The organism is Collinsella sp. AF19-1LB, from assembly GCF_003459655.1.
Classification (GTDB): Bacteria; Actinomycetota; Coriobacteriia; order Coriobacteriales; family Coriobacteriaceae; genus Collinsella.
In genome coordinates this window covers 1-22,442 of the sequence record NZ_QRWO01000034.1, presented here as the reverse complement: position 1 = coordinate 22,442, position 22,442 = coordinate 1, and the positions used below count along the sequence as shown (strand labels likewise).

Sequence of the window (22,442 nt, the reverse complement as noted above, 5' to 3'; positions counted from 1 at the left end):
CCCGCGGCGGCCGCGCCGGCGGTCGCGATAACCGTGGCAGCTATGGCAACAGCCGTGGCGGCAAGCGCGGCGGCAGCTCCCGTCGTCCCGGTGACGGCGGCGGCAAGCGCAAATAACGCACGCATCGCCCGCTAGAGCGAGGTGAACCAAGGGCCCCGAGCAACTACGCTCGGGGCCCTTTTTGTTTGCCGTATCCGATCGCTAGTTCAAATGTGATTTCCTCGGGAATGCATCTAGAGGATGCCGTGGGCCTGTTTCCTACCATGCGGCAATGGGTCCCATGGGGTGCGCCGTGCATTTTTTGGAGTATTCTGCAGTTCGAGTTGTCTGCATATGATTTGACGTCGCCAACGGTGGCCTTCGGATATCCCTAGCGAGCGTTCTGAGTCAGATTTCGTCGTTTTCCGGAGCAGGGGCGCGTCATTCTCGCCATGTCGGGACTTAAAATGATACGGCGCCCTACAGTTTTGCCCATCCGCGGCGGTGCTGGCGCGGTCACGTTGCAGAATACTCCGTTTTTTGCACGGGCCAGGATGGGGTACCTTGGGAGAACACGGCGGTATCCCGTAAATATATACAATCTGTACCGTAATTTATACAAAACGAAGAGGCAGGCAGCGTAGGGTTGGTGCATTGGGGTGCTTGGTGCGCCAAAATGGGGACCCCACGTGCCGTATACTCTGGCTGGATGTGAAAACGGCTTGACGCGTTGCTGAGCGTAGGGGGAGGGTGTCTAGATGAGCGTATTTGAAATTGTGTTTAGTCCGACGGGTGGAACGGAGAAGGTGTCTTGCCTTGTGGCTGGAGCGCTGGACAAGAATACCGTTACCGTCGATCTGACCGATAGCGGGTTGGATTTCCACGAGGTCTCGATGACGAAGGACGACGTGGCTGTTATCTCCGTGCCAGCGTATGCCGGCAGAGTCCCTGCCGTGGCGGTCGACCGACTGAACATGGTTCACGGCAACGGAGCGCGGGCCGTTCTGGTGTGCGTCTACGGAAACCGCGCGTTTGAGGACACGCTCGTAGAGCTGGAGGACGTTGCGAAGCATGCGGGATTCCGGGTAATCGCGGCAGTTGCAGCCATTGCAGAACATTCCATTGCGCGACAGTTTGCTGCCGGTCGTCCGGATGTGCAGGATGCGGCGCAGCTCGCAGAGTTTGCGCAGCAAATTCAGCAAAAGCTGTTGGCTGAGGATACATCCGAGCCCTCTATTCCCGGCAATCGTCCTTACAAACAAGCCAGAGGTCACCGCATGGCACCTGAGGCAACAGAGGATTGCGTCTCCTGCGGTGCATGCGCCGCGGCGTGCCCCGTTTGTGCTATCGACAAGGGTGACCCCAAACGAGCAGCTGGCGAGGCGTGCATCTCCTGCATGCGCTGCATTGCCGTATGCCCGCGAGGCGCTCGTAAGCTTGATCCCAACAAGCTATCCGCTGTTTCCCAGATGCTGAGCAAGGTTTGCGTCGTGCGGAAGGAATGCGAGCTCTTTGTCTAGCGCATACGAAATTGGTGCAATGGGGCCAGGTTAATCTGCACCAACCTGGTGCAAACAAACCTGTCCCCAATGCACCAGAGTGAGGAGTGTCCCCGAGTGCCGGCAGAAAAGGAACGTCCCCAAGTGCTGCCTAAATACCGTTTATCGAAGAAAAAATACCGCTCACCGGTCATAATGACTATTCTGGCTTTGGGCTTGTCTACAATAGCTCCCGTAAAAAGAAATGCGGAAGGTTACCGAGTCCCTCGGACGTGGGCCTAACCAAAGTCTTTGAACGGATGCGTCTCTATGGACGCATTCGCTTGATTTTGGTTGGGCTATATTTATGAAGGGACATGCCACCATGGGTTTCTTTTCTCGCCTGATGGGCGGTTCGGATGAGCAGAAGACTGCATCTTCCGAGTTCGAAATCCTCGCTCCCGTTTCCGGCGAGCTTGTTCATCTGGAAAAAACCAATGACCCCGCTTTTAGCAGCCGTGCCGTGGGCGATGGCGTTGCCGTGGTTCCCCAAGAGGGAACGGTGTGCGCTCCTGTTTCCGGTACCGTCGCGGCGCTGTTCCCGACCGAGCATGCACTGGGCATCATGTCCGACGACAGCTCTGCTCAGGTGATGCTGCATATCGGAATCGACACTGTTAAACTTGAGGGCAAGGGCTTCCATGCGCTTGTTGCCCAGGGTGACCATGTCGACGCGGGCCAGCCCCTCGTTGAGGTCGATTTTGACGCGGTCCGCGCCGCCGGCTTCGATCCCACGGTCTTCGTTATTGTATGCGAGCGTTCGGAGAACTCGACTCTTCGTGAGCACGCTTCCGGCCCTGTTGCTGTTAAAGAGCCTGTCGTCTGGCTTTCCGAGTAAATTCTTTTGGTGGGTACCGTGGTTATCAAGCGAGTTTTCAACAATAACGTCGCAATGGTCACTTCGGACGATGGCTCCGAGCTCATTGTCATCGGTCGAGGCCTCTGCTTTGGCCGTCATGCCGGCGACGCTATCGATGAAGCATCGGTCGAAAAGACCTATGCGCTGCAGGAGGGCACTTCTCAGGATTCGCGTACGATTGACCGCTTGGCACATCTTTTGGAGTCTATTCCCACCGTCAACCTCGTGATTTCCGAGGACATTGTTCAGATGCTCCGTCGAGAGCTCAATGTTGATGTCAACGACAAGATTCTCATTGCTCTTGCAGACCATATCAGCCTTGCTTTGGAGCGCGAGCGCAAGGGCGTCCCCTGCGAGAATCCGTTGCTGCTCGAGATCCAGCAGTTCTATCGCAAGGAGTATGCGCTTGCGGGCCGTGCGCTGCAGATTGTCAAGGAGTATATGGGCATCCAGATGAGCGAAGAAGAGCAGGGTTTTATTACGCTGCATATCGTCAACGCCACCATGCCGCAACGCTCCGACCGTCTCATCATCTCGGTCCAGCTTGTTCGCGACGTGCTCGCGATTGTTTCCGAGCGCTATGCTACGACCCTCGATGACACCTCGCTGCCCTATGAGCGTTTCGTCCGCCACCTGCAGTTTTTCGCGCAGCGAGCGCTCGATCCTGCGGCCGGGCAAATCAATGGCGACGCGCTGTTCCGAATCGATGAAACGGCGTATCCGTGCGCATTCTCGTGCGCGGACGCCATAGCCGCCCACTTGTCGTCTACCTATAACGTTGTCGTTACCAATGCCGAGAAGAGTTATCTCGCGTACCACATTGTTAACCTGCTTGGAGAACCTGGTCTCTAGGCATAACGTGCCCACACATCGATTGATATAAGGCAGGGCTTATGGCCTTGTCCAGGGCACATCTGTCTCAATTTGCGGAAAAGGAAGGGGAGTACCGCTATGACCGCAAAAAAGAAGTTCAATTTCAAAGCGCCGTTGGAGGTGTTCGCGAAGTCAATCGTTCAGCCGATGATGTATCTCTCGGTTGCCGGCATTCTGCTCATCGTGGGCATTATTCTGACCAACAAGACCATCTGCGCCGTGATCCCTGTGCTGGGCTCCGGTCCGTTCCAGCTTGTGGGCGCCGTTGTCTATCAGTCGCTGATGTTTATCATCAACAACCTCTCGATTTTGTTCTGCGTGGGCATCGCCGGCGCCATGGCAAAGAAGAACAAGGGCCATGCTTCGCTGATTGCCCTGATGTCGTTCTTCCTGTTCCTGCAGGCTAACAACATCGTGCTCAACGCCACCGGCTCTCTTGCCGAAGCGAGCGGCATGCTCGGTCTTACCGGAACCGGCCAGGCCACCGTTATGGGCATTCAGGTGCTCGATACCGGCGTGTTTGGCGGCATCATTCTTGGTTGCATCACCGGTGCCGTGTTCAACAAGTACTCGAACAAGCAGTTCCCCATTGCCCTTTCGATGTTCTCGGGCGTTCGCTTCCCGTTCCTGATCATGATCATCATCTCCTGGATCATGGGCGCTGGCTTCTGCATCGTTTGGCCTCCGGTTCAGGGCGCCATCTCCTCCGTTGCCGGCATCATTAAGGAGTCGGGCAACATCGGTCTGTTTATCTACGGCATGCTCAACAAGCTGCTCGTTCCCACCGGCCTGCACCACCTCATCTACACCCCGTTCCAGTTCTCCGATGTGGGCGGCACCCTTACGCTGGGTGATCAGGTTATCGCCGGCGCCTATCCCATCCGTGTTGCCGAGATGGCGATGACGGGCCAGCCCTTCTCCGATAGCACGTATTTCAACAGCTACACCTTCAACAACCTGTGGCCCTACATCGGTATCGGTCTCGCCTTTATCTTCACCGCTTACAAGGGGAACAAGGATAAGACCAAGGCCGTTATCATCCCGCTGATCATCACCGCCGTGCTTTCCTGCGTCACCGAGCCCATGGACTTCCTCTTTGTCTTTGCCGCTCCCGTGCTCTTTGTCGTTCACTCGGTTCTTTCCGGTATCTTCCTGGTCCTGCTCAAGGTCCTCTCCGTGCCCGCTTCGACTGCAGGCGGCATCATCAACATCGTGGTTTCCAACCTGGTCCTCGGTGTCGATAAGACCAACTGGCCGGTCATGCTGGTGCTTGGAGTCGTCAACGCCGCTCTGTACTTCTTCCTCTTCACCTTCCTTATCAAGAAGCTCAACCTCCACACGCCTGGTCGCGAGGAAGAGTCCGAGCTTGCTGAGTCCGTTGCCGAGGGCGAGGCCGCCGCGTCTGTCGCGGTGAAGCAGGGCGCTGTTGCCGCGGCCCCCGCAGAGGGCGTCGATGCAGGTATTGCCGACCTGGTCGCAGGTCTTGGCGGCAAGGACAACATCGAGGAGCTCGAGAACTGCTTTACGCGTCTCCGCGTGAACGTTAAGAACCCGGACCTCATCAATGAGGACCTCATCAACCATGTGCCCAACAGCGGCATCAACCGCAACGGCAATAATATCCAGATCATCTTTGGCATGAAGGTCGCCGAGATGCGCGACAAGGTCGAAAACGCAATTGAGAAGGAGCAGTAAACAATGATCATTACTCTGTGTGGTGGCGGATCCACCTTTACCCCCGGCATCGTCAAGTCCATCGCTCTTCGCAAGGACGAGCTCGACGTTGACGAGATTCGTCTGTACGACATCAACGAGGAGCGCCAGCGCAAGATCGGCGTGCTCGTGGACTGGATTCTGCACGAGGACCTCGGCCTGGACATCAAGCTCACGGTGACCACCGACAAGAAGACGGCTTTTACCGACGCGAGCTTCGTGTTTGCCCAGATGCGCGTGGGCGGCTACGCCATGCGCGAGCAGGACGAGAAGATTCCGCTGCGTCACGGCTGCGTTGGTCAGGAGACCTGCGGTTGCGGCGGCCTTGCCTACGGCATGCGTACCATCTTCCCCATGGTCGAGCTGATCGATGACGTCGAGAAGTACGCCAAGAAGGACTACTGGATTCTCAACTACTCCAACCCTGCTGCCATCGTCTCTGAGGGCTGCCGCGTGCTGCGTCCCAACGCTCGCATCATCAACATCTGCGACATGCCGATCGCGATCATCGACGTGGTTTGCGCCGCACTCGATATCGACAAGAAGGATGTCGAGTACGATTACTTTGGCCTCAACCACTTTGGTTGGTTCACCTCGATCCGCCACAAGGGCGAGGAGGTGCTCCCGCAGCTGCGCGAGTACATCAAGGAGCATGAGATTCTGCTGCCCGACTCCTACCTCAAGGGCATGGGCTCGCTCATGGCAAAGAAGCCCGAGGAGGCCACTGACGAGCACCCCGAGCAGAACCGCCACACCAAGGGCAGCTGGTACTACGTCTGGAAGGGCGAGTACGAGATCATGGAGTGCTTCCCGGAGTACCTGCCTAACACGTATCTGAACTACTACCTGCAGCAGAAGGAGTTCGTCGAGCATTCCAACCCCGAGCGCACCCGTGCTAACGAGGTTGAGGAGACGCGCGAGAAGAACCTCTTCGACGGCATCGACCACTACGAGAAGACGGGCGAGATCGACGAGAGCACGTTCTATGCGGGCAGCCACGGCGACTGGATTGCCGATCTGGCTATCGCTCTGAAGAACGACACCAAGCAGCGCTTCCTGGTCATTTGCGAGAACAAGGGCGCTATCCCCAACATGCCCTACGACGCTATGGTCGAGCTGCCTGCCTACATTGGCAAGAATGGCCCCGAGGTCATCAGCCGCGACAACATTCCTCTGTTCCAGCAGGGCCTCATGATGCAGCAGCTGAACTCCGAGAAGCTCGTGGTCGAGGCTACGATCGAGGGTTCTTACGAGAAGGCGCTCAAGGCCTTTACGCTGAACAAGACCGTGCCTTCGATGAAGGTCGCCAAGGAGGTTCTCGACGACATGATCGAGGCCAACAAGGGTTACTGGCCCGAGCTTAAGTAAAAGCAACAGGGTCGCTGGCCGCATACCTGGAGCAATGCCCCGTCCACGTGATTGCGTGGGCGGGGCATTGTCATTTGGTAACGCGTTTTACCAAATATGGCATTTATCTGCGGTAATGTTCTATTTCACCGCCGAGGGTGACATTTCATACCGCCTGCCGAACTGCGTGGAGACCTAACAACTTTTTAGGTCAGTGTTGTGCGTGTAGCAACTTCGCTCGGCCTCGCCTCCGGGCTGCCATGTGAGAGGGGATCTTATGGCTCGACTGCACGTAATGGAACGCAGCCACGCTCAGGCCGTCATGGACGACCTGCACGATGCGCTCGGACGCCGTCTGGCGGTGAGTTCGCTCGCCCCGTGCCCCGTTGAGTTTACGGCAGCGCTCGTCAATCTGTGCTCCACCCAGAGCTGCGGCAAGTGCACGCCCTGCCGCGTGGGCCTGAGCGCGCTGAGCGACCTGCTCGCCGATGTGCTCGAGGGCCGCGCCGACGAGTCCACGCTCAACTTGATTGAGCGCACCGCCCGCACCATCTACCTTTCGAGCGACTGCGCCATCGGCTACGAAGCTGGCGCCATGGCACTCACGGCCATTCGCGGCTTCCGCGACGATTTTGAGCATCACATCCGCGAGCACTCCTGCGGCTTTGACCGCGAGGCCCGCGTCCCGTGCGTTTCGGGCTGCCCGGCGCACGTCGACATTCCCGGGTACATTTCGCTGGTCGAGGCCGGCCGCTATGCCGACGCCGTCAAGGTCATCCGCAAGAACAATCCGCTGCCGCTCGTCTGCGGCCTGGTGTGCGAGCATCCCTGCGAGATGCACTGCCGCCGTGGCATGGTCGACGATCCCATGAACATCCTCGCCCTCAAGCGTTTTGCCGTTGAGCACAGCGACCTCAACGATTACAAGCCCAGCGTGGCCGACAACACCGGCAAGCGCATCGCCGTGATTGGCGGCGGCCCGGCCGGTCTTTCCTGCGCCTACTACCTGGCCGTGATGGGCCATAAGGTGACCATCTTTGAGCAGCGCCACCACCTGGGCGGGATGCTGCGCTACGGCATTCCCAGCTACCGTCTGCCGCGCGAGCGCCTGCAGGCCGAGATCGACTGGATCTTGAGCGCCGGCATCGACGTGGAACTCGACCACTCCGTCAACGGCGAGGAGCTTGCCCGCCTGCGCGACGAGTTCGATGCCGTCTACCTGGCTATTGGCGCCCACAGCGATAAGAAGCTCGGCCTTCCGGGCGAAGAGGCGCTCGGCGTGGAGTCGGCCGTCAAGATGCTGCGTGCCATCGGCGACGACGAGCTGCCCGACCTGAGCGGCCAGCGCGTATGCGTCATCGGTGGCGGCAACGTCGCCATGGACGTTGCCCGCTCTGCCGTGCGCTGCGGTGCCGAAAAGGTGAGCATCGTCTACCGCCGTCGCATCTGCGACATGACGGCCCAGGACGCCGAGATCGCCGGCGCCCAGGCCGAGGGCTGCGAGGTGCTGGAGCTGACGGCCCCGCTCGCCATCGAGACGGGCGAGGACGGTCGCGTGTGCGGCCTGCGCGTGCAACCGCAGATTATCGGCGAGCCCCGCCGTGGTCGCCCGGCCCCGCGTGCCGCCGCTACGCCCGAGCGTGTCATCCCCTGCGAGCACGTGTTTGTGGCCATTGGCCAGGACATCGATTCCAAGCCGTTTGAGGAGATGGGCATTGCCTGCAAGTGGGGCTGCGTCGTCACCGACTCGGACGGCGCCGTGCCCATCTTTGATTGCCTCTTTAGCGGCGGCGACTGCCAGACCGGCCCCGCCACCGTCATCCGCGCCATCAACGCTGGCCGTGTGGCCTCGGCAAACATCGACCGCTACCTGGGCTTTGATCACAAGATTAAACTCGAGGTCGAGCTGCCGACCGTCCAGTTTAAGGGCAAGCATGAGTGCGGCCGCTGCGAGCTGGGCGAGCGCGAGGCCGGCGAGCGCATTCACGATTGGAATCTGGTCGAGCAAGGTCTTACTGAGCAGGAGGCGCGCCAGGAGGCGAGCCGCTGCCTGCGCTGCGACCACTTTGGCTTTGGTGCGTTCCGCGGAGGGAGGAACCTGGAATGGTAGAGCTCAACAACCCCACCGTCAGCGACAACACCGAAAACGGAGCGCACAACATGGTCAGGCTCATTATCGATAACTGCGAAGTCGTGGTGCCCGAGCGCACCACGATCCTGGACGCAGCCAAGTCCGTCGGCATCCAGATTCCCACCCTGTGCTATCTGCGGGATCTGAACGAGATCGGCGGCTGCCGCGTGTGCGTGGTCGAGGTTGCAGGCTGCGACCAGCTGGTTGCCGCCTGCAACAACTACGTGCTCGACGGCATGGTGGTCCACACCAACAGCCCCAAGGCTCGCGAGGCTCGTCGCACCAACGTGCAGCTGCTGCTGTCGCAGCACGATGCGCAGTGCGCGAGCTGCGTGCGCAGCGGTAACTGCAACCTGCAGACCATCGCCAACGACCTGGGCATTTTCTACCTGCCGTATCAAAAGCACTTGGCGCGCGAGGGCTGGGACTTCGATTTCCCCATCATCCGCGATAACGACAAGTGCATCAAATGCATGCGCTGCATCAAGGTGTGCGAGAGCGTGCAGGGCTTAGGGATTTGGGACCTGACCAACCGCGCCACGCATACCGCCGTGGGCACCCGCGGGCGTGCGCCGATCGGCAAGACCGATTGCGTCGCGTGCGGTCAATGCATCACGCATTGCCCGACAGGCGCGCTGCGCGAGCGCGATGACACCGAGGCCGTGTTCGACGCTCTCGCTGATCCCGACAAGATCGTGCTGGTGCAGATCGCGCCGGCCGTGCGTAGCGCTTGGGGCGAGGAGCTCGGCATTCCGCGCGAGGAGGCCACCGTCGAGCGCCTGGCCTGCGCACTGCGTCGTGTGGGCTTTGAGTACGTGTTCGATACTGATTTCTCGGCCGACCTCACCATTATGGAGGAGGGCTCCGAGCTGCTCGAGCGCCTGGGCGCCGCCGCCAAGGGCGAGGGCGACAGCCGCGGCTGGCCCATGTTCACGAGCTGCTGCCCGGGCTGGGTGCGCTTTGTGAAGGCGCGCTACCCGGAGTTTGTCGACAGCCTGTCCACGTCCAAGTCGCCGCAGCAGATGTTCGGCGCCATCGCCAAGACCTACTACGCCAAGGTGCTGGGCGTGGAGCCCGAGCGCCTGTTTGTGGTGTCCGTGATGCCGTGTACGGCCAAGAAGGCCGAGTGCGCGCTGCCGAGCATGGTGGGCGAGGACGGCGCGCCCGACGTTGACGTTGCGCTGACGGTACGCGAGATGGTGCGCATGATCCGCGCGAACCACGTGAGCGTGGACACGCTGGTTGAGGAGCCGCTCGATACGCCGCTGGGCTTTGGCACGGGCGCGGGTGTGATCTTTGGCGCCACGGGCGGCGTGATGGAGGCCGCCGTGCGCTCGGCCTATTACCTGGTGACGGGCGAGAACCCCGACGCCGACTTCTTTACCGACGTGCGCGGCCTGGACGGCTGGAAGGAAGCCGTGGCCGATATCGATGGCACCAAGGTGCGCGTCGCCGTGGCGCACGGGCTGGGCAACGCCGCCCGCCTGCTCGATGCGATTCGCGACGGCCGTGCGAGCTATGACTTCGTCGAGGTCATGGCGTGTCCGGGCGGCTGCGTCGGTGGCGGTGGCCAGCCCATCCATGACGGCTGCGAGCTGGCGGCAGAGCGTGGCCAGGTTCTTTGGGGCCTCGATGCGGCAGCGGACATTCGCTTCTCGCACGAGAATCCCGATGTTCAGGCATGCTATCGCGAGTTCTTGGGCGCGCCGCTCTCGCCGCTGACCGAGGAGTTGCTGCACACTGACCACCACGCTTGGACGATGCCTAACGAAGGGATGTGCTAACGATGCGCGCGTTTGAATTTGAGCTTTCGCGCCGAGGGTTTGCCTCGGCGCTTGTCGCGGGCGCGCTGTCGCTTGCGTTGGCTGGCTGCAGCGGCGGGGCCGCGGTGGCTGGGTCTGCTGCAGGCTCGGCCGCTGCGGGTGCTGCTGCCGCCGAGCCGGTCGAGGTGCATGTCGCCTCGCTCAAGGGACCGACGTCGATCGGTCTGGTGCAGTTTATGGACCAGGCGGCGCGTGGCGAGACGGATAACGAGTTCGACTTTGCGATCAGCGCCGCGGCCGACGAAATCGTGCCCAAGGTCATTCAGGGCGATGTCGATATCGCCTTGGTGCCCGCCAACGTGGCGAGTGTGCTCTACAACAAGACCGAGGGCGCGGTGCAGGTCATCGACATCAATACGCTCGGCGTGCTGAGCGTGGTGACGGGCGACGCGAGTGTGACCTCGTTTGGCGATCTGGCGGGCCATACCGTCTATATGACGGGCAAGGGCACCACGCCGGAGTACGTCATGAACTACCTGCTGGAGCGCGCGGGCCTGACCGGCCAGGTGACGCTCGAGTTTAAGAGCGAGCCCACCGAGGTGCTGTCGGCCCTGCTTGCCGACCCGTCCGCCGTGGGCGTGCTGCCCGAGCCGTTCAAGACCGCTGCCATCGCAAAGAGCGAGGGCAAGCTGTCGGCACCGGTGAGTCTGACCGATGTGTGGGACGAGCTGGCGGGTGACACGGGCTCGCGTCTGCTGACGGGCGTGACCGTGGTGCGCCGCGCGTTTGCCGAGGAACATCCCGATGCCGTGGCGGAGTTCTTGAGCTGCCATGCGGCGAGCGTTAAGGCTGTCAATGCGGCGCCGGCAGACTGGGCGCAGGCCGTGGTCGATGCCGGCATCGTGGACAACGCCAAGATCGCCGAAAAAGCGATTCCCGGGTGCATGCTTGTCTGCCAGACGGACAAGGATATGAAGGCGGCGCTCGGTGGGTACCTGCAGGTGCTGGCCGATGCGGACGCGAGTGCCGTGGGCGGTAAGCTCCCGGCTGACGATTTCTACTACATGGAGTAGCCCGTGCGTGCGTTTGCTCGACAAATGACAGAGCGTATGAAGGCGGTGGCGGCAGTAGGTGCCGTCGCCGCCTTTTGGCTTGCCGCGTGGATGCTGGTGGCGGCGCTGGTGGCGCAGCCGCTGATTTTGCCGGGGCCGGGTGCTGTTGCCTTGGCGCTGCTGCGCCTGATGTGCGATGGCGGTACCTGGGCGATTTTGGCGGGCTCGGGCGCGCGGATACTGGGCGGGCTGGCGCTTGCCGCGGTGTGTGGTGGTGTGCTTGCCGGGATTTCGTCACGTTCGCGGGCGTTTGCGCACCTGGTGGCTCTGGCGCTGTCGTTTGTAAAGGCGACACCGGTCGCCTGCGTGGTGGTCCTGTTGCTAATCTGGCTGGGGTCGGCGCGCGTGAGCATCGCGGCAGTCTTTTTGATGGCGCTGCCGGGCGTGTATTTTTCGCTGGCCGAGGGCTTGGCACAGGTGAATAAACCGCTGGAGCAGATGTTCCGTCTGCATGGCGTGCGCGGCTGGCGACTGTTTTGCGCCCACACCTGGCGTGAGGTGCTGCCGTTTGTGCTTTCGTGCGCGAAGGCGGTCATCGGCATGAGCTGGAAGGCCGGTGTAGCGGCGGAGCTCATCGGCATGGCGACGGGCACCGTGGGTGAGCGCATCTATCAGGCAAAGCTTTTGATTGAGACGGCAGATCTGCTGGCGTGGACCGTGTTGGTCGTTGCCGCCTCGTGGGCGTGTGAGCGCGTGCTGGTGTGGCTGCTGCGGGTTTCGGGGCCCGTGGCGTGGCGCGCGGCCGTGCGGGCGCATGGGCATGGACTGCGCGGGCGTGCGGGGGCTGCGAGCGATGGCGCTGCAGCGGAGCTTGCGCTTGCCGCGGGCGATCGCGCTCCGTGGGCGCCGGCGCTCGACAGACTGGTGCTCAACGTGCCTGCGGGTGGGCGTATCTGTGTGATGGGCGCTTCGGGCATGGGCAAGTCGACGCTGCTTTCGTTGGCGGCGGGGGAGTGCGCGCCGTGCTCGATGGTGTTTCAGGATGCGCGCCTGGTTGAGTCCGCCTCGGCGCTGGAAAACGTGCTGGTGTGCGCCGATGTACGCGTGGATGCTTCGAGCGCCGCGGCATTGCTGCGCCTGCTGGTGCCGGGAATCGATGTGCATGCTCGCGTGGCCGAGCTTTCGGGCGGACAGCGCCGTCGCGTCGAGATCGCTCGAGCCCTGCTGTGCCCGGGCGGTGCCGTTATTCTGGACGAGCCCTTTACCGGCCTGGATGCCTCCGCGCGCGATGCGACGGCCAAGGCTGTGCTCGACCTGCTCGACGGCCGTATGCTGTTGCTTGCCACGCACGATGTCGCCGATGCTCAGGCCCTCGATATCTCGGACATCATCACGCTCTAAATACTGACTCAACAACAAAATGATTCGTTTTCCTCCGTCCCCATAGAGTCGGTTGTGGTATTCTATCTGCGGGGTAATACTTAGGAATACCAAGTAATACCAACGCCGCAGAAACAAACTCCGGATGCGGGCCAATCGGGTTGCCTTCACGGCCCGTCGCCCAGCCGCGTGGCCCGCATCTATCCGCACTACCGTCGTTTCAAAAAGGAAGCGCCATGGCAGAACACATGACCCCTGTTGTCGCGAAGGTCTTGCCCGAGGAGAAGGCAGCCTTCGCGACGGCAACCCAGCTCGTGGGCACCACGCCGTCCAACGCCATCCGCATGTTTATCGCTGCGTTCAATCGCTGCGGCACCTTCCCGTTCGACATCTCGCCCAACGGGGCTTTTGGCACTGCGCCCGATTCTCATCAACAATGACTGTCCCAAACTGCCGGCACTTGGGGACGTTCCTTTTCTGCCGGCAGTTAAGGAGCGTCCCTAAGTGCCGGGTTTTGAGGAGGTTGGCATGCTCAATGCGATGATTTGGGTGCTTGCCTGTTTTGGCGTCGTCGCTGCCGATATTGCCCTGAGCATCGTTTTGTTCTCCGCCCTTGGCGTCGCGTCGGTGTTCATGGGTTTTTCGATCGATGATCTCGACATTCAATCGCTTCAGGCCGTCGCGCAGACGGCATCGTTTTTGATGGCGCTGCTGTGGTGGCGTTATCTGTGGCCGCGCTCGTTTATGACGCGCTGGCAGGGCGAGCGCCCGCTTGGCGGGGGAGCAGGCAAAGCATGGAGGCGCATCGCCTGCGTTATCGTGATTGGCCTTGCCCTGCAGGTGGTCGTTGGCTACGTGACCGATGCCGTGCTGTCGCTGTTGCCCGATGCCGCGGCCGACTACAGCGAGCTTGTCGAGGAAACAGGCATGGGCGACACCAGCTATCTGGCCGTACTGACTACGGTGCTCGGCGCCCCATTTTGTGAAGAGCTGCTGGTGCGCGGCATTATTTTTGAGTTTTCGCTCCGAGCGTTTAATCCGCGGTGCCGCCCACTTTGGAAGCGCCGGCGTCGTGTGAGCGCGCAGGGCGGCGCCATGGTGCCCTGGGCGGCCCCAAGTACGTGGGGTATCGCCGCGGCGATTGTGCTGCAGGCGGCGATCTTCGGTTTTATGCACATGAATTGGGTGCAGGGTTGCTACGCGGGCGCCGCCGGCCTCATCTTTGGTTGGGTGCTCGTGACGACCGGAAAGCTCCGCTACACGATTCTGCTGCACTTTGCCTTTAATGCCGGGTCGTATCTCATGACGTTGCTCTGGTTTGTGAACACACCGCTCGACGTGATAATCACGGTCGCTATCGCCGGCGTCATCCTCGTTGAGGCAATGCGCTCGCTGCGCCACGCGTGTGGGATGGACGCAGCGAGCGCACCGCTGCCCTAGTTGCGACGCCCGCCTCCGTTGGCGCCCTGACGCCCCTGGGCCGCGCGATTGCGCCCGGTAGTGTTCTGTGCACGCGACATGCCGCCGTGCCCCTTGCTGCCTTTGGGTCCCTTGCCGGCACCGCCAGCGCCGCCGTGGGCCTTGCCGCCCTTCTTGCCGGTGCCATGCCCCCCGCCAGCAGATGTCTCGCCCGGGCGTGGCGGCACGGGGCGAATCAGGCAATGCTTGGTGTAGCCGATCAGGTCGCGACGGCCGGCTTTTTCCAGCGCCTCGCGTACGAGCTTGTAGTTCTCGGGCTTGCGGTATTGGATGAGCGCACGCTGCATGGCCTTCTCGTGCGGGTCGCGTGCCACGTAGATCGGCTGCATGGTGCGTGGGTCCACGCCGGTGTAGTACATGCAGGTCGACATGGTGGACGGGGTGGGGTAGAAGTCCTGCACCTGCTCGGGCATGTAGCCCATGTCGCGCACGGCTTCGGCCAGGTCCACAGCTTCCTTCATCGTCGAGCCGGGGTGGCTCGAGATCAGGTACGGCACCACATACTGCTTGAGTCCGTATTCGCGGTTCAGGCGTTCAAATTTACGGCAGAACGCGTCGTAGACGGCGCGGCTCGGCTTGCCCATCACGGAGAGCACCGCGTCGCTCACGTGCTCGGGCGCTACGCGCAGCTGGCCCGAGACGTGATGCTCCAGCAGCTCGCGCAAAAACTCGTCCGAGGCGTCGGCCATGGTGTAGTCAAAGCGGATGCCGCTGCGGACGAAGACCTTCTTGACGCCCGGCAGCTGGCGCAGGTCGCGCAACAACTGCGTGTAGCCGCTCTCGTCGACCACCATGTTCTTGCACACGCTCGGCCACAGGCAGCGCTTGTTCTTGCACACGCCGTGCTTGAGCTGTTTGTCGCAGGCAGGACGGCTAAAGTTTGCCGTCGGTCCGCCCACGTCGTTGATATAGCCCTTAAACTCGGGATCGCGCGTGAGCAGCTCGGCCTCGCGCATGATCGAATCGTGGCTGCGCATCTGCAACACGCGGCCCTGGTGGAAGGTGAGGGCGCAAAACGAGCACTCGCCAAAACAGCCGCGGTTGGAGCTAATGGAAAACTTGATCTCGGCAAAGGCCGGTACGCCGCCCGCCGCGTCGTAGTCGGGATGCCAATCGCGTGCGTAGGGGAGCTCGGCCACCTCGTCCATCTCATCGGTCGTTAACGTCGCCGACGGCGGGTTCTGCACCACATAGACGCTGTTGGGGTAGGGTTCTACCAGGCGATGTCCGGTGATGGGGTCCATATTCTGCTGCTGCACGTTAAAGCTGCGCGCGTAGTTGAGCTTGTCGGCGGCAAGGTCGTCCCAGCTGGGCAGCAGGTCGTAGTCGTAGACCTCGTCGAGCGAACCCGTGCGGTAGACGGTGCCGTTGATATAGGTGATCTGGTCGACGGGCAGGCCCGCGTCGAGCGCGTCGGCGATCTCGACAATCGCGTGCTCGCCCATGCCGTAGATGAGGATGTCGGCGCCCGAGTCGAGCAACACCGAACGCTTGAGCTTGTCCTGCCAGTAGTCGTAGTGGGCCAGACGGCGCAGGCTTGCCTCGATGCCGCCGATGATGATGGGAACGTCCTTGAACGTCTGGCGGATGAGGTTGCCGTAGACCGTGACGGCACGATTGGGGCGGTGCCCCTCCTCGCCACCGGGAGTATAGGCGTCGGTGTGGCGGCGGTGCTTGGTCACCGAATAGTGGTTGACCATGGAGTCCATGTTGCCGGCGCTGACCAAAAAGCCCAGGCGCGGCTCGCCGAGCACCGTGATGCTGGCGGGATCGGTCCAGTCGGGCTGGCAGATGATTCCTACCTTGTAGCCGTGCGCGTCGAGCACGCGGCTGATGATGGCCATGCCAAAGCTCGGATGGTCCACGTAGGCATCGCCGCAGATGTAGACAAAGTCGCACTGGTCCCAGCCGCGCGCATCCATGTCGGCGCGGCTGACGGGGAGGAATTTATCGCGGCCCGGGCGCCAGGGGCGGGCGGGCGCTGCTGGAGTATGAGTGGTGTGCCCACCCTGCGCCTTGCCGCCGCGCTTTTGCTGCTGGCCCTGTTTGCCCTGCTGACTGCGCTGGTTGTTCTGAGCGTGCTGAGGCTTTTTTGCCACGATCCCTCCCGGTGTTTGTATGCTGCACGTAATTGTAACCAGTCTTTTTGGGACGGGGCTAAAAAGACTGGTGGAGTACACGAGGCGTCGGGCATCGGGTGTGGCGCCGCGCTCACGGTTTGTTTCCAGACTGTGTATCTGCGCATTGGGAGACCCGTCTCGTGGGCGCGCCATGTTGTCAATGGGTTACAGTATGAACGGCGGCTATGTTTCCGCCAACGCACGAGAGGGTCGTCAACAAGGAGGATGCACGACGATGCAGCGTGCCAAACAGATATCGGAGTCTATTGAGCTGGGCATCATCTTGGCGCTCGCCGGTGGCTTTATGGACGTCTATTCGTACATAGGGCGCGACCATGTTTTCGCAAACGCTCAGACGGGCAACATCCTGCTCGTGGGTGTAAGCATCTCGGAGGGCAACTGGGCGCTGGCGGGACGCTATTTCTTCCCCGTGGTGTCGTTTGCCGTGGGCATTATGCTTGCCGACCTGGTTCACGAGCGGTTTGGCAGTGTGATTCACTGGCGCCAGGTGACGGTGTTCTTTGAAGCCGTCATCTTGCTGGGCGTGAGTTTTATTCCCGGTGGCGATTTCAACCTGCTCGCCAACTGCCTCACTTCGTTTGCCTGCGGCATGCAGGTCGAGAGCTTCCGCAAGATCCACGGTCACGGCATCGCCACGACCATGTGCATCGGCAACTTGCGCAACGCGCTGCAAAACGTGGATGATTACATCATCACCCACAAGCGCGGCTTTTTGGAAAACGGCCTGCTGTACTTTGGCGTGATCTTTACCTTTGTGTTTGGCGCTGTGCTGGGCAACTGGTGTATTGAGCGCATAGGCCTGCACGCCATTGCGGTGGCGAGCATGCTGCTGTTTATCGCGTTTGCCATCATGTTTATCGATCGCGAACGCGACTTGCACAGGAAATGGGCCCGCATCGTAGCTGACTGGCAGACCACGAGTCTTAAGCGCTAAGGTGCATGTTCGTAACAACATTCAGGAGCCAGAAAAACTATCTAGCTCCTGAATGTTGTTACGAACTGCTTTTTGCGATTTATTCGAGATGCTCTTCAATCCGAGCCCTAAGAAGGGCAATGGCTGTAGGTATTCCAATTGCGGCGGCTAATTCGGCTTTATCCAAAACCTGTATGCTAAAGCACGATTGTTTATCACATTGAAGGACGATAACTGAAGATAGCTTCACTTCCTGTTGGCTGAATATATCGTAATCTCCAAATAGGAAGTTACCTTTTATTGCGTAATTCGGTATGTTCGTTACGCACTTCATCTCAAGTCTGTTTAGACCATAATCGAACACCGCAACTTCCTTGTGTTCGATGATGAGCGCAACCCTGGGCATGTTGCTAAAGCCACCGTCGACGACAGTGAAGAGTTTTTCATTCGCATCGTCATAAACGGTATATTTAAGACTCGATAGCTGTCCTAGTGGACCCGTGAACCCATGTCTTTTGATGTTGAGGTTGTCTCCCGCTGGGTTGATGAGAGCCAGAGTATGCGGATAAGGATTACCTTCAATTGAGATTCGATATTCGTTTGTAGCCGTCTTGCTCGATTTAGGACCAGTAGCCATCACGCGTCATCGCCTCGATCGAATTGGAACCGTCTTCTACTTCGTGCGGAGAATTGCGCTGTACGTTGCGGTACATGCAGCTGCAATAACCGCATGGGCAATTTCTAACAAAATGAATGACGCTATTTGCTGCATGCATTTTATTTACTATAAAGTATCCTTTTATAAACGTATTGTCAAACATATATTGCTAAAACAGAAACAATTTATAGACTGAGTTGGTCGTATTCTTTGGGCGATTGCTCCTATAATCTAGCCTTCGCTGCTGTCGGGAGGGAAGGGCTAAGGCCCCGTTAGTATGTTGAAGCGCTTTAAACTATTTGACGTTCTCACGTGTTTTTTGTTTCAAAAGCGTTAGGATGGGACTTATAGTGCGGGGCGTAACGGGTGCCCCGCGCACGATAGGAGGCTATCAATGGCTAATCGTTTCGTTCTCAACACCATTTCTTACCATGGTTCCGGCGCCATCAAGGAGATCCCCGGCGAGCTCCAGCGTCGTGGCTACAAGAAGATCTTCGTCTGCTCCGACCCCGATCTGGTCAAGTTTGGCGTTACCGCTAAGGTGACCGACGAGCTCGACGCCGCCGGCATCGCTTGGAGCCTCTACTCCGAGATTAAGCCCAACCCCACCATCCAGAACGTCAAGGACGGCGTCGAGGCCTTCAAGGCCGCCGAGGCTGACGCTATCGTGACCATTGGTGGTGGCTCCTCCATGGACACCGCCAAGGCTATCGGCATCATCATCAACAACCCTGAGTTCGCCGATGTCCGCAGCCTCGAGGGCGTTGCTCCCACTAAGAACCACGCCGTGTTCACCATCGCTGTGCCGACGACCGCCGGTACCGCTGCCGAGGTGACCATCAACTACGTCATCACCGACCCCGAGAAGGTCCGCAAGTTCGTGTGCGTCGACACTAACGACGCCCCCGAGGTCGCCGTCGTCGACCCCGACATGATGGCTTCCATGCCCGCCGGCCTGACCGCTTCCACTGGCATGGACGCTCTGACCCACGCCATCGAGGGCTACACCACCAAGGGCGCTTGGGAGCTCTCCGACATGTTCCACTTTGAGGCTATTAAGCTGATCAGCGAGAACCTGCGCGACTCCGTTGCCGAGGCCAAGTCCGGCCAGCCCGGCTCTGGCCGCGAGGGCATGGCTCTTGGCCAGTATGTCGCCGGCATGGGCTTCTCCAATGTCGGCCTGGGCATCGACCACGCCATGGCTCACACCCTGTCCGCTCACTACGATACCCCGCACGGTGTCGCCTGCGCCATGCTGCTGCCGATCGCCATGGAGTTCAACAAGCCGGTTTGCACCGAGCGCCTGGCCAAGGTCGCCGTCGCCATGGGCGTTGACACCACGGGCATGAGCACCGACGAGGCCGCCGATGCCGCCATCGCCGCCGTCAAGCAGCTCTCTGCCGACGTGAACATCCCGCACGTCTGCGAGGCCATGAAGGCTGACGAGATCGAGGTTCTGGCCAAGGACGCTATGGCCGACGCCTGCTTCCCGGGTAACCCGCGCGAGGCGACGCTCGACGATGTCATCGAGCTCTTCAAGAAGATCTGCCCGGCTGCCTAGTCTCGTTTGGTGGTCCTTCGCCCGTAGGCATATAGTCTTTTGACTTGCCGCTGGCCCCGCCGCGCTACGCGCGGCGGGGCTTTTTGTGCCGTGTCGATGCCCCGAGATGGGTAAAGCCAAGGCATACCGCCCGCTGCGGATAGGTGGCGCACTTCCCAGCGTGCATTTTTGGGAGTATTCAGCAAGCTCTTAAAAATGCATAACGTTTTGAATGGCCCGTAGTGGCCCGCAGACGCCCATCGACAGCCATTGTGGGTGGGCTATCGATGAGTGGAGGGGGTTGTTACTGAGTTTCTGCTTTGCGACGACCCGCAATACTGCTGTAACCGCATCGTTTTGTCGTTTGTGATGGGGCCGTTGGGGCCCACGGTGCTGAATACTCCGTTTTTTGCACGGTCCAAAGTGGGGTACCCTGAGACGAAGCAAGAAGATGCCTCATTTTTATGCAGAAATCGAAAAGCTTTATGCAAGATTCGGATTTTAAACCGTGCGCGTGCGCAAAATCGGCGCGAGGACGTCTGGAGGTGGCTCGGCTTCTAGGGCATTGCACGTGTAGAACGGTTAAAATCGGGATTCGGTCTTAGTTTTATTTGGAAGGATGCATATGGGTTCCAATATCGATGCTTCTCTAGAGGAGACGCTCTCCTATATCGCGGGACAGCTTAAGACGCTGACTTCTATTGCTTCGCCTACGGGCTATACCCGTGCGGCGACTGATTATCTAAAGGAGACCCTGCGTGATATGGGCTTTGGCCCTGAGCGTTCCAATAAGGGCAACGTGCTGGTTGAGCTTGGCGGCGAGGGCGAGCCGCTTGTTTTGGCGAGCCATGTCGACACCCTGGGCGCCATGGTACGCTCCATTAAGGACAATGGCCGCCTGCGTCCCACGACGCTTGGTGGGCACCAGTGGTCTACGGCCGATGGCGAGAACTGCACCGTCTACACGCGTGACGGCAATGTGTACACGGGTGTGGTTCTCAACACCGAGCCTTCGGCGCACGTGGCCGACGAGCCGGTCAAGACCATCGAGAAGAACATGGAAATCCTGCTCGACGAGAATGTCGACAGCAAGGATGACGTGCTTGAGCTGGGCATTCAGACGGGCGACATCATCGCTATGGATCCGCGTACCACGGTGACGGAGAGCGGCTACATCAAGAGTCGCTTCTTGGACGACAAGCTGTCGGCCTCCATTTTGCTGGGCTTGGCGCGTGCCGTCGCCGCTGGCGAGGTGACGCTCTCGCGCAAGGTGTCCCTGCTCTTTACTGTGTACGAGGAGGTCGGCCACGGCGGCGCTTTCGTGCCGGCCGACACGCGCGAGATGATCAGCGTGGACATGGGCTGCGTGGGCGACGACCTGGGCTGCACCGAGCGCATGGTGTCGATTTGCGCCAAGGATTCGGGTGGTCCGTACAACTACGACTTGGTAACCACGCTGTCCAACATCGCGCGCGAGCTGGAGCTCGATTACGCCATCGATGTGTACCCGCACTACGGCTCCGACGTCGAGGCCACGCTCTCGGCCGGCTACGACATTCGCCATGGCCTGATCGGCCCCGGCGTGTACGCGAGCCACAACTACGAGCGCAGCCACATGGACGGCGTGCGTAACACCTACGAGCTCGTCCGCGCCTACGTGCAGCGCTAACGATGCAGCGGCCTCGGCTGACACAGCAGTACCGACCGAGGCCGTCCTCTCTAAGTTGCGGTGAAATAGGGACTGTTTGGCGGTTTTAAACGCTTAAACAGTCCCTATTTCACCGCAACTTATGAAGGGGATGGGGCTACCTGATGGCTGCCGTGACGGTGCCGCCGCCCAAGACGACGTCGCCGCGGTAGGCAACGACTGCCTGGCCGGGGGCGATGGCTCGCTGCGGCTCGTCAAAAGTTAGCAGCATTTGCCCGTCTTCGCCACGTGCAAGGGTCGCTGCCTGGTCCTTTTGACGGTAGCGGTATTTGGCGCCCACGCGAATGCCGTCGGCGTCCAGCTCTGCCTCCATGCGGTCGGCAGGGGCGCTCCAGATCCAGTCGTTGGCCGTGAGCGCTGTGGCCGTCAGGTCCTCGGCCTCGCCCAGATGCACAATGTTGTTGGCGGCATCGACGCCCGTTACGTACACGGGGTGCGCCATCGCGACGCCCAGGCCCTTGCGCTGGCCGATGGTATAGCGCAGTGCGCCGCTGTGACGTCCGACCACGCTGCCGTCACGCCATACAATATCGCCCGGCTCGGCGGCATGTCCGCAGCGGCGCTCGATATAGCCCGCGTAGTCGCCGTCCGCGATAAAGCAGATATCCTCGCTCTCGGCTTTCTGGGCGTTGATAAAGCCCTGCTCGGCGGCAATGCGGCGAACGTCGCGCTCTTTGTCCAAGCCTGCCAGCGGAAAGATCGTGCGTGCCAGACGCTCTTGCGTGAGCGAATACAAAAAGTAACTCTGGTCCTTTTTGGGATCTTCGCCGCGATGTAGCTGCCAGGTGCCGTCTGCCGCCTGGCTTGTTTTGGCGTAATGTCCCGTTGCGATGTAGTCGCAGCCCATGTCCAGCGCCGCATCGAGCAGCGCGCCAAACTTAATGTGGCGGTTGCAGATAATGCACGGATTGGGCGTCAGCCCTTCCTGGTAGGCGTTCACAAAGAGCTCGATAACGCTGTGGTCGAAGGTCTGCTGCAGGTCGAGCGCATGGTGCGGAATGCCTAGGCGCTCGGCGACGGCCTTCGCGTCGGCGATGTCGCGGTCGACCTTACTCATGCCCGTGACGGGATCGGGTGCGGGGCAGGTGAGGCGCATGGTGGCACCGACACATTCGTAACCCTGACTTTTGAGCAGATACGCGGTCACGCTGGAATCGACGCCGCCGCTCATGGCGACGAGCACGCGCTTATTGTGCATGGGGAGGTTCTCCTTGGTGGCATGTGGCCAAAAAAGAAAAGCGGCGCGGGAGGCTGGTTCCGCGCCGCAGACATTGTAGCAAGTTCGGGCGTCGTGTGGGACACCCTAACGAGATGGGCTCAGGCTGCCAGAAGAGCCTTGATTATCGACTTTATCCGAACACCTCCCAC

At 60.4% G+C, this 22,442-nt stretch carries 16 protein-coding genes and 1 pseudogene; 14 read left to right on the top strand and 3 right to left on the bottom strand.

Going from position 1 to position 22,442, the window contains the following annotated elements; genetic code table 11:
• The first annotated feature begins 797 nt into the window (after positions 1-797).
• The 11 genes from DWX39_RS09590 (at position 798) to DWX39_RS09540 (ending at position 14,075) form a co-directional block, all read left to right on the top strand.
• Positions 798-1,499: a 4Fe-4S dicluster domain-containing protein gene (locus tag DWX39_RS09590; RefSeq protein ID WP_233508929.1), complete on the top strand. Its 702-nt coding sequence runs from the start codon at positions 798-800 to the stop codon at positions 1,497-1,499.
• 343 nt (positions 1,500-1,842) lie between these two features.
• The gene (locus DWX39_RS09585) at positions 1,843-2,355 is read left to right on the top strand and encodes a PTS glucose transporter subunit IIA (protein ID WP_158558588.1); all 513 of its coding nucleotides are present in this window, start codon (positions 1,843-1,845) and stop codon (positions 2,353-2,355) included.
• Positions 2,356-2,373: 18 nt separating this feature from the next.
• The gene (locus DWX39_RS09580) at positions 2,374-3,228 is read left to right on the top strand and encodes a PRD domain-containing protein (RefSeq protein ID WP_117759632.1); all 855 of its coding nucleotides are present in this window, start codon (positions 2,374-2,376) and stop codon (positions 3,226-3,228) included.
• Positions 3,229-3,327: 99 nt separating this feature from the next.
• A complete protein-coding gene (locus tag DWX39_RS09575; RefSeq protein WP_117759626.1) occupies positions 3,328-4,944 on the top strand; it encodes a PTS transporter subunit EIIC in 1,617 nt (538 codons plus the stop codon).
• 3 nt (positions 4,945-4,947) lie between these two features.
• A complete protein-coding gene (locus tag DWX39_RS09570) occupies positions 4,948-6,330 on the top strand; it encodes a 6-phospho-alpha-glucosidase (protein WP_117655571.1) in 1,383 nt (460 codons plus the stop codon).
• Between the two features lie 256 nt (positions 6,331-6,586).
• Positions 6,587-8,419, top strand: a complete 1,833-nt coding sequence (locus DWX39_RS09565; protein WP_117759624.1) for an NAD(P)-binding protein — start codon at positions 6,587-6,589, stop codon at positions 8,417-8,419.
• Between the two features lie 50 nt (positions 8,420-8,469).
• Entirely contained in the window at positions 8,470-10,224 is a 1,755-nt protein-coding gene (locus DWX39_RS09560) for a [FeFe] hydrogenase, group A (RefSeq protein WP_199411488.1), read from the top strand.
• Between the two features lie 2 nt (positions 10,225-10,226).
• Positions 10,227-11,276 (top strand): ABC transporter substrate-binding protein, encoded by a 1,050-nt coding sequence (locus tag DWX39_RS09555; RefSeq protein ID WP_117759620.1) that lies wholly within the window; start codon positions 10,227-10,229, stop codon positions 11,274-11,276.
• 3 nt (positions 11,277-11,279) lie between these two features.
• Positions 11,280-12,656, top strand: a complete 1,377-nt coding sequence (locus DWX39_RS09550) for an ATP-binding cassette domain-containing protein (protein ID WP_147336393.1) — start codon at positions 11,280-11,282, stop codon at positions 12,654-12,656.
• A gap of 215 nt (positions 12,657-12,871) precedes the next feature.
• On the top strand, positions 12,872-13,075 hold the full coding sequence (locus DWX39_RS09545) for a hypothetical protein (protein ID WP_117759616.1): 204 nt from the start codon (positions 12,872-12,874) through the stop codon (positions 13,073-13,075).
• A 64-nt stretch (positions 13,076-13,139) separates the two neighbouring features.
• A complete protein-coding gene (locus tag DWX39_RS09540; protein WP_117759615.1) occupies positions 13,140-14,075 on the top strand; it encodes a CPBP family intramembrane glutamic endopeptidase in 936 nt (311 codons plus the stop codon).
• Here the strand turns inward: DWX39_RS09540 and DWX39_RS09535 are convergent.
• Complete coding sequence (locus tag DWX39_RS09535) at positions 14,072-16,213, bottom strand: YgiQ family radical SAM protein (protein WP_233508928.1); 2,142 nt, start codon at positions 16,211-16,213, stop codon at positions 14,072-14,074. The two genes, DWX39_RS09540 and DWX39_RS09535, sit on opposite strands and share 4 nt — an antisense overlap.
• A 256-nt stretch (positions 16,214-16,469) precedes the next feature.
• Between DWX39_RS09535 and DWX39_RS09530 the strand changes: the two genes are divergently transcribed.
• Positions 16,470-17,189, top strand: a complete 720-nt coding sequence (locus DWX39_RS09530; protein WP_117759611.1) for a YoaK family protein — start codon at positions 16,470-16,472, stop codon at positions 17,187-17,189.
• Positions 17,190-17,268: 79 nt separating this feature from the next.
• On the opposite strand, the gene DWX39_RS09525 is transcribed toward DWX39_RS09530, so the two are convergent.
• Positions 17,269-17,805, bottom strand: a complete 537-nt coding sequence (locus DWX39_RS09525) for a hypothetical protein (RefSeq protein WP_117757906.1) — start codon at positions 17,803-17,805, stop codon at positions 17,269-17,271.
• 415 nt (positions 17,806-18,220) lie between these two features.
• Here DWX39_RS09525 and fucO point away from each other — a divergent pair, with 415 nt between their 5' ends.
• Positions 18,221-19,387 carry a lactaldehyde reductase gene (fucO, locus tag DWX39_RS09520; protein WP_117759609.1) on the top strand — a complete coding sequence of 389 codons (1,167 nt, stop codon included), beginning with the start codon at positions 18,221-18,223 and terminating at the stop codon, positions 19,385-19,387.
• A 604-nt stretch (positions 19,388-19,991) separates the two neighbouring features.
• The gene (locus DWX39_RS09515) at positions 19,992-21,035 is read left to right on the top strand and encodes a M42 family metallopeptidase (protein ID WP_117759607.1); all 1,044 of its coding nucleotides are present in this window, start codon (positions 19,992-19,994) and stop codon (positions 21,033-21,035) included.
• 136 nt (positions 21,036-21,171) lie between these two features.
• Here the strand turns inward: DWX39_RS09515 and mnmA are convergent.
• Positions 21,172-22,275 (bottom strand): annotated as a pseudogene (gene mnmA, locus DWX39_RS09510) (tRNA 2-thiouridine(34) synthase MnmA); the annotation flags it as partial.
• Between the last annotated feature and the right edge of the window lie 167 nt (positions 22,276-22,442).

Excerpts from the sequence above, each read along its gene's own strand:
- DWX39_RS09585 (WP_158558588.1), top strand. The coding sequence starts at position 1,843 with ATGGGTTTCTTTTCTCGCCTGATGGGCGGTTCGGATGAGCAGAAGACT.
- DWX39_RS09575 (WP_117759626.1), top strand. The coding sequence starts at position 3,328 with ATGACCGCAAAAAAGAAGTTCAATTTCAAAGCGCCGTTGGAGGTGTTC.
- DWX39_RS09570 (WP_117655571.1), top strand. The coding sequence starts at position 4,948 with ATGATCATTACTCTGTGTGGTGGCGGATCCACCTTTACCCCCGGCATC.
- DWX39_RS09565 (WP_117759624.1), top strand. The coding sequence starts at position 6,587 with ATGGCTCGACTGCACGTAATGGAACGCAGCCACGCTCAGGCCGTCATG.
- DWX39_RS09560 (WP_199411488.1), top strand. The coding sequence starts at position 8,470 with ATGGTCAGGCTCATTATCGATAACTGCGAAGTCGTGGTGCCCGAGCGC.
- DWX39_RS09555 (WP_117759620.1), top strand. The coding sequence starts at position 10,227 with ATGCGCGCGTTTGAATTTGAGCTTTCGCGCCGAGGGTTTGCCTCGGCG.
- DWX39_RS09545 (WP_117759616.1), top strand. The coding sequence starts at position 12,872 with ATGGCAGAACACATGACCCCTGTTGTCGCGAAGGTCTTGCCCGAGGAG.
- DWX39_RS09530 (WP_117759611.1), top strand. The coding sequence starts at position 16,470 with ATGCAGCGTGCCAAACAGATATCGGAGTCTATTGAGCTGGGCATCATC.
- DWX39_RS09525 (WP_117757906.1), bottom strand. The coding sequence starts at position 17,805 with ATGGCTACTGGTCCTAAATCGAGCAAGACGGCTACAAACGAATATCGA.
- fucO (WP_117759609.1), top strand. The coding sequence starts at position 18,221 with ATGGCTAATCGTTTCGTTCTCAACACCATTTCTTACCATGGTTCCGGC.
- DWX39_RS09515 (WP_117759607.1), top strand. The coding sequence starts at position 19,992 with ATGGGTTCCAATATCGATGCTTCTCTAGAGGAGACGCTCTCCTATATC.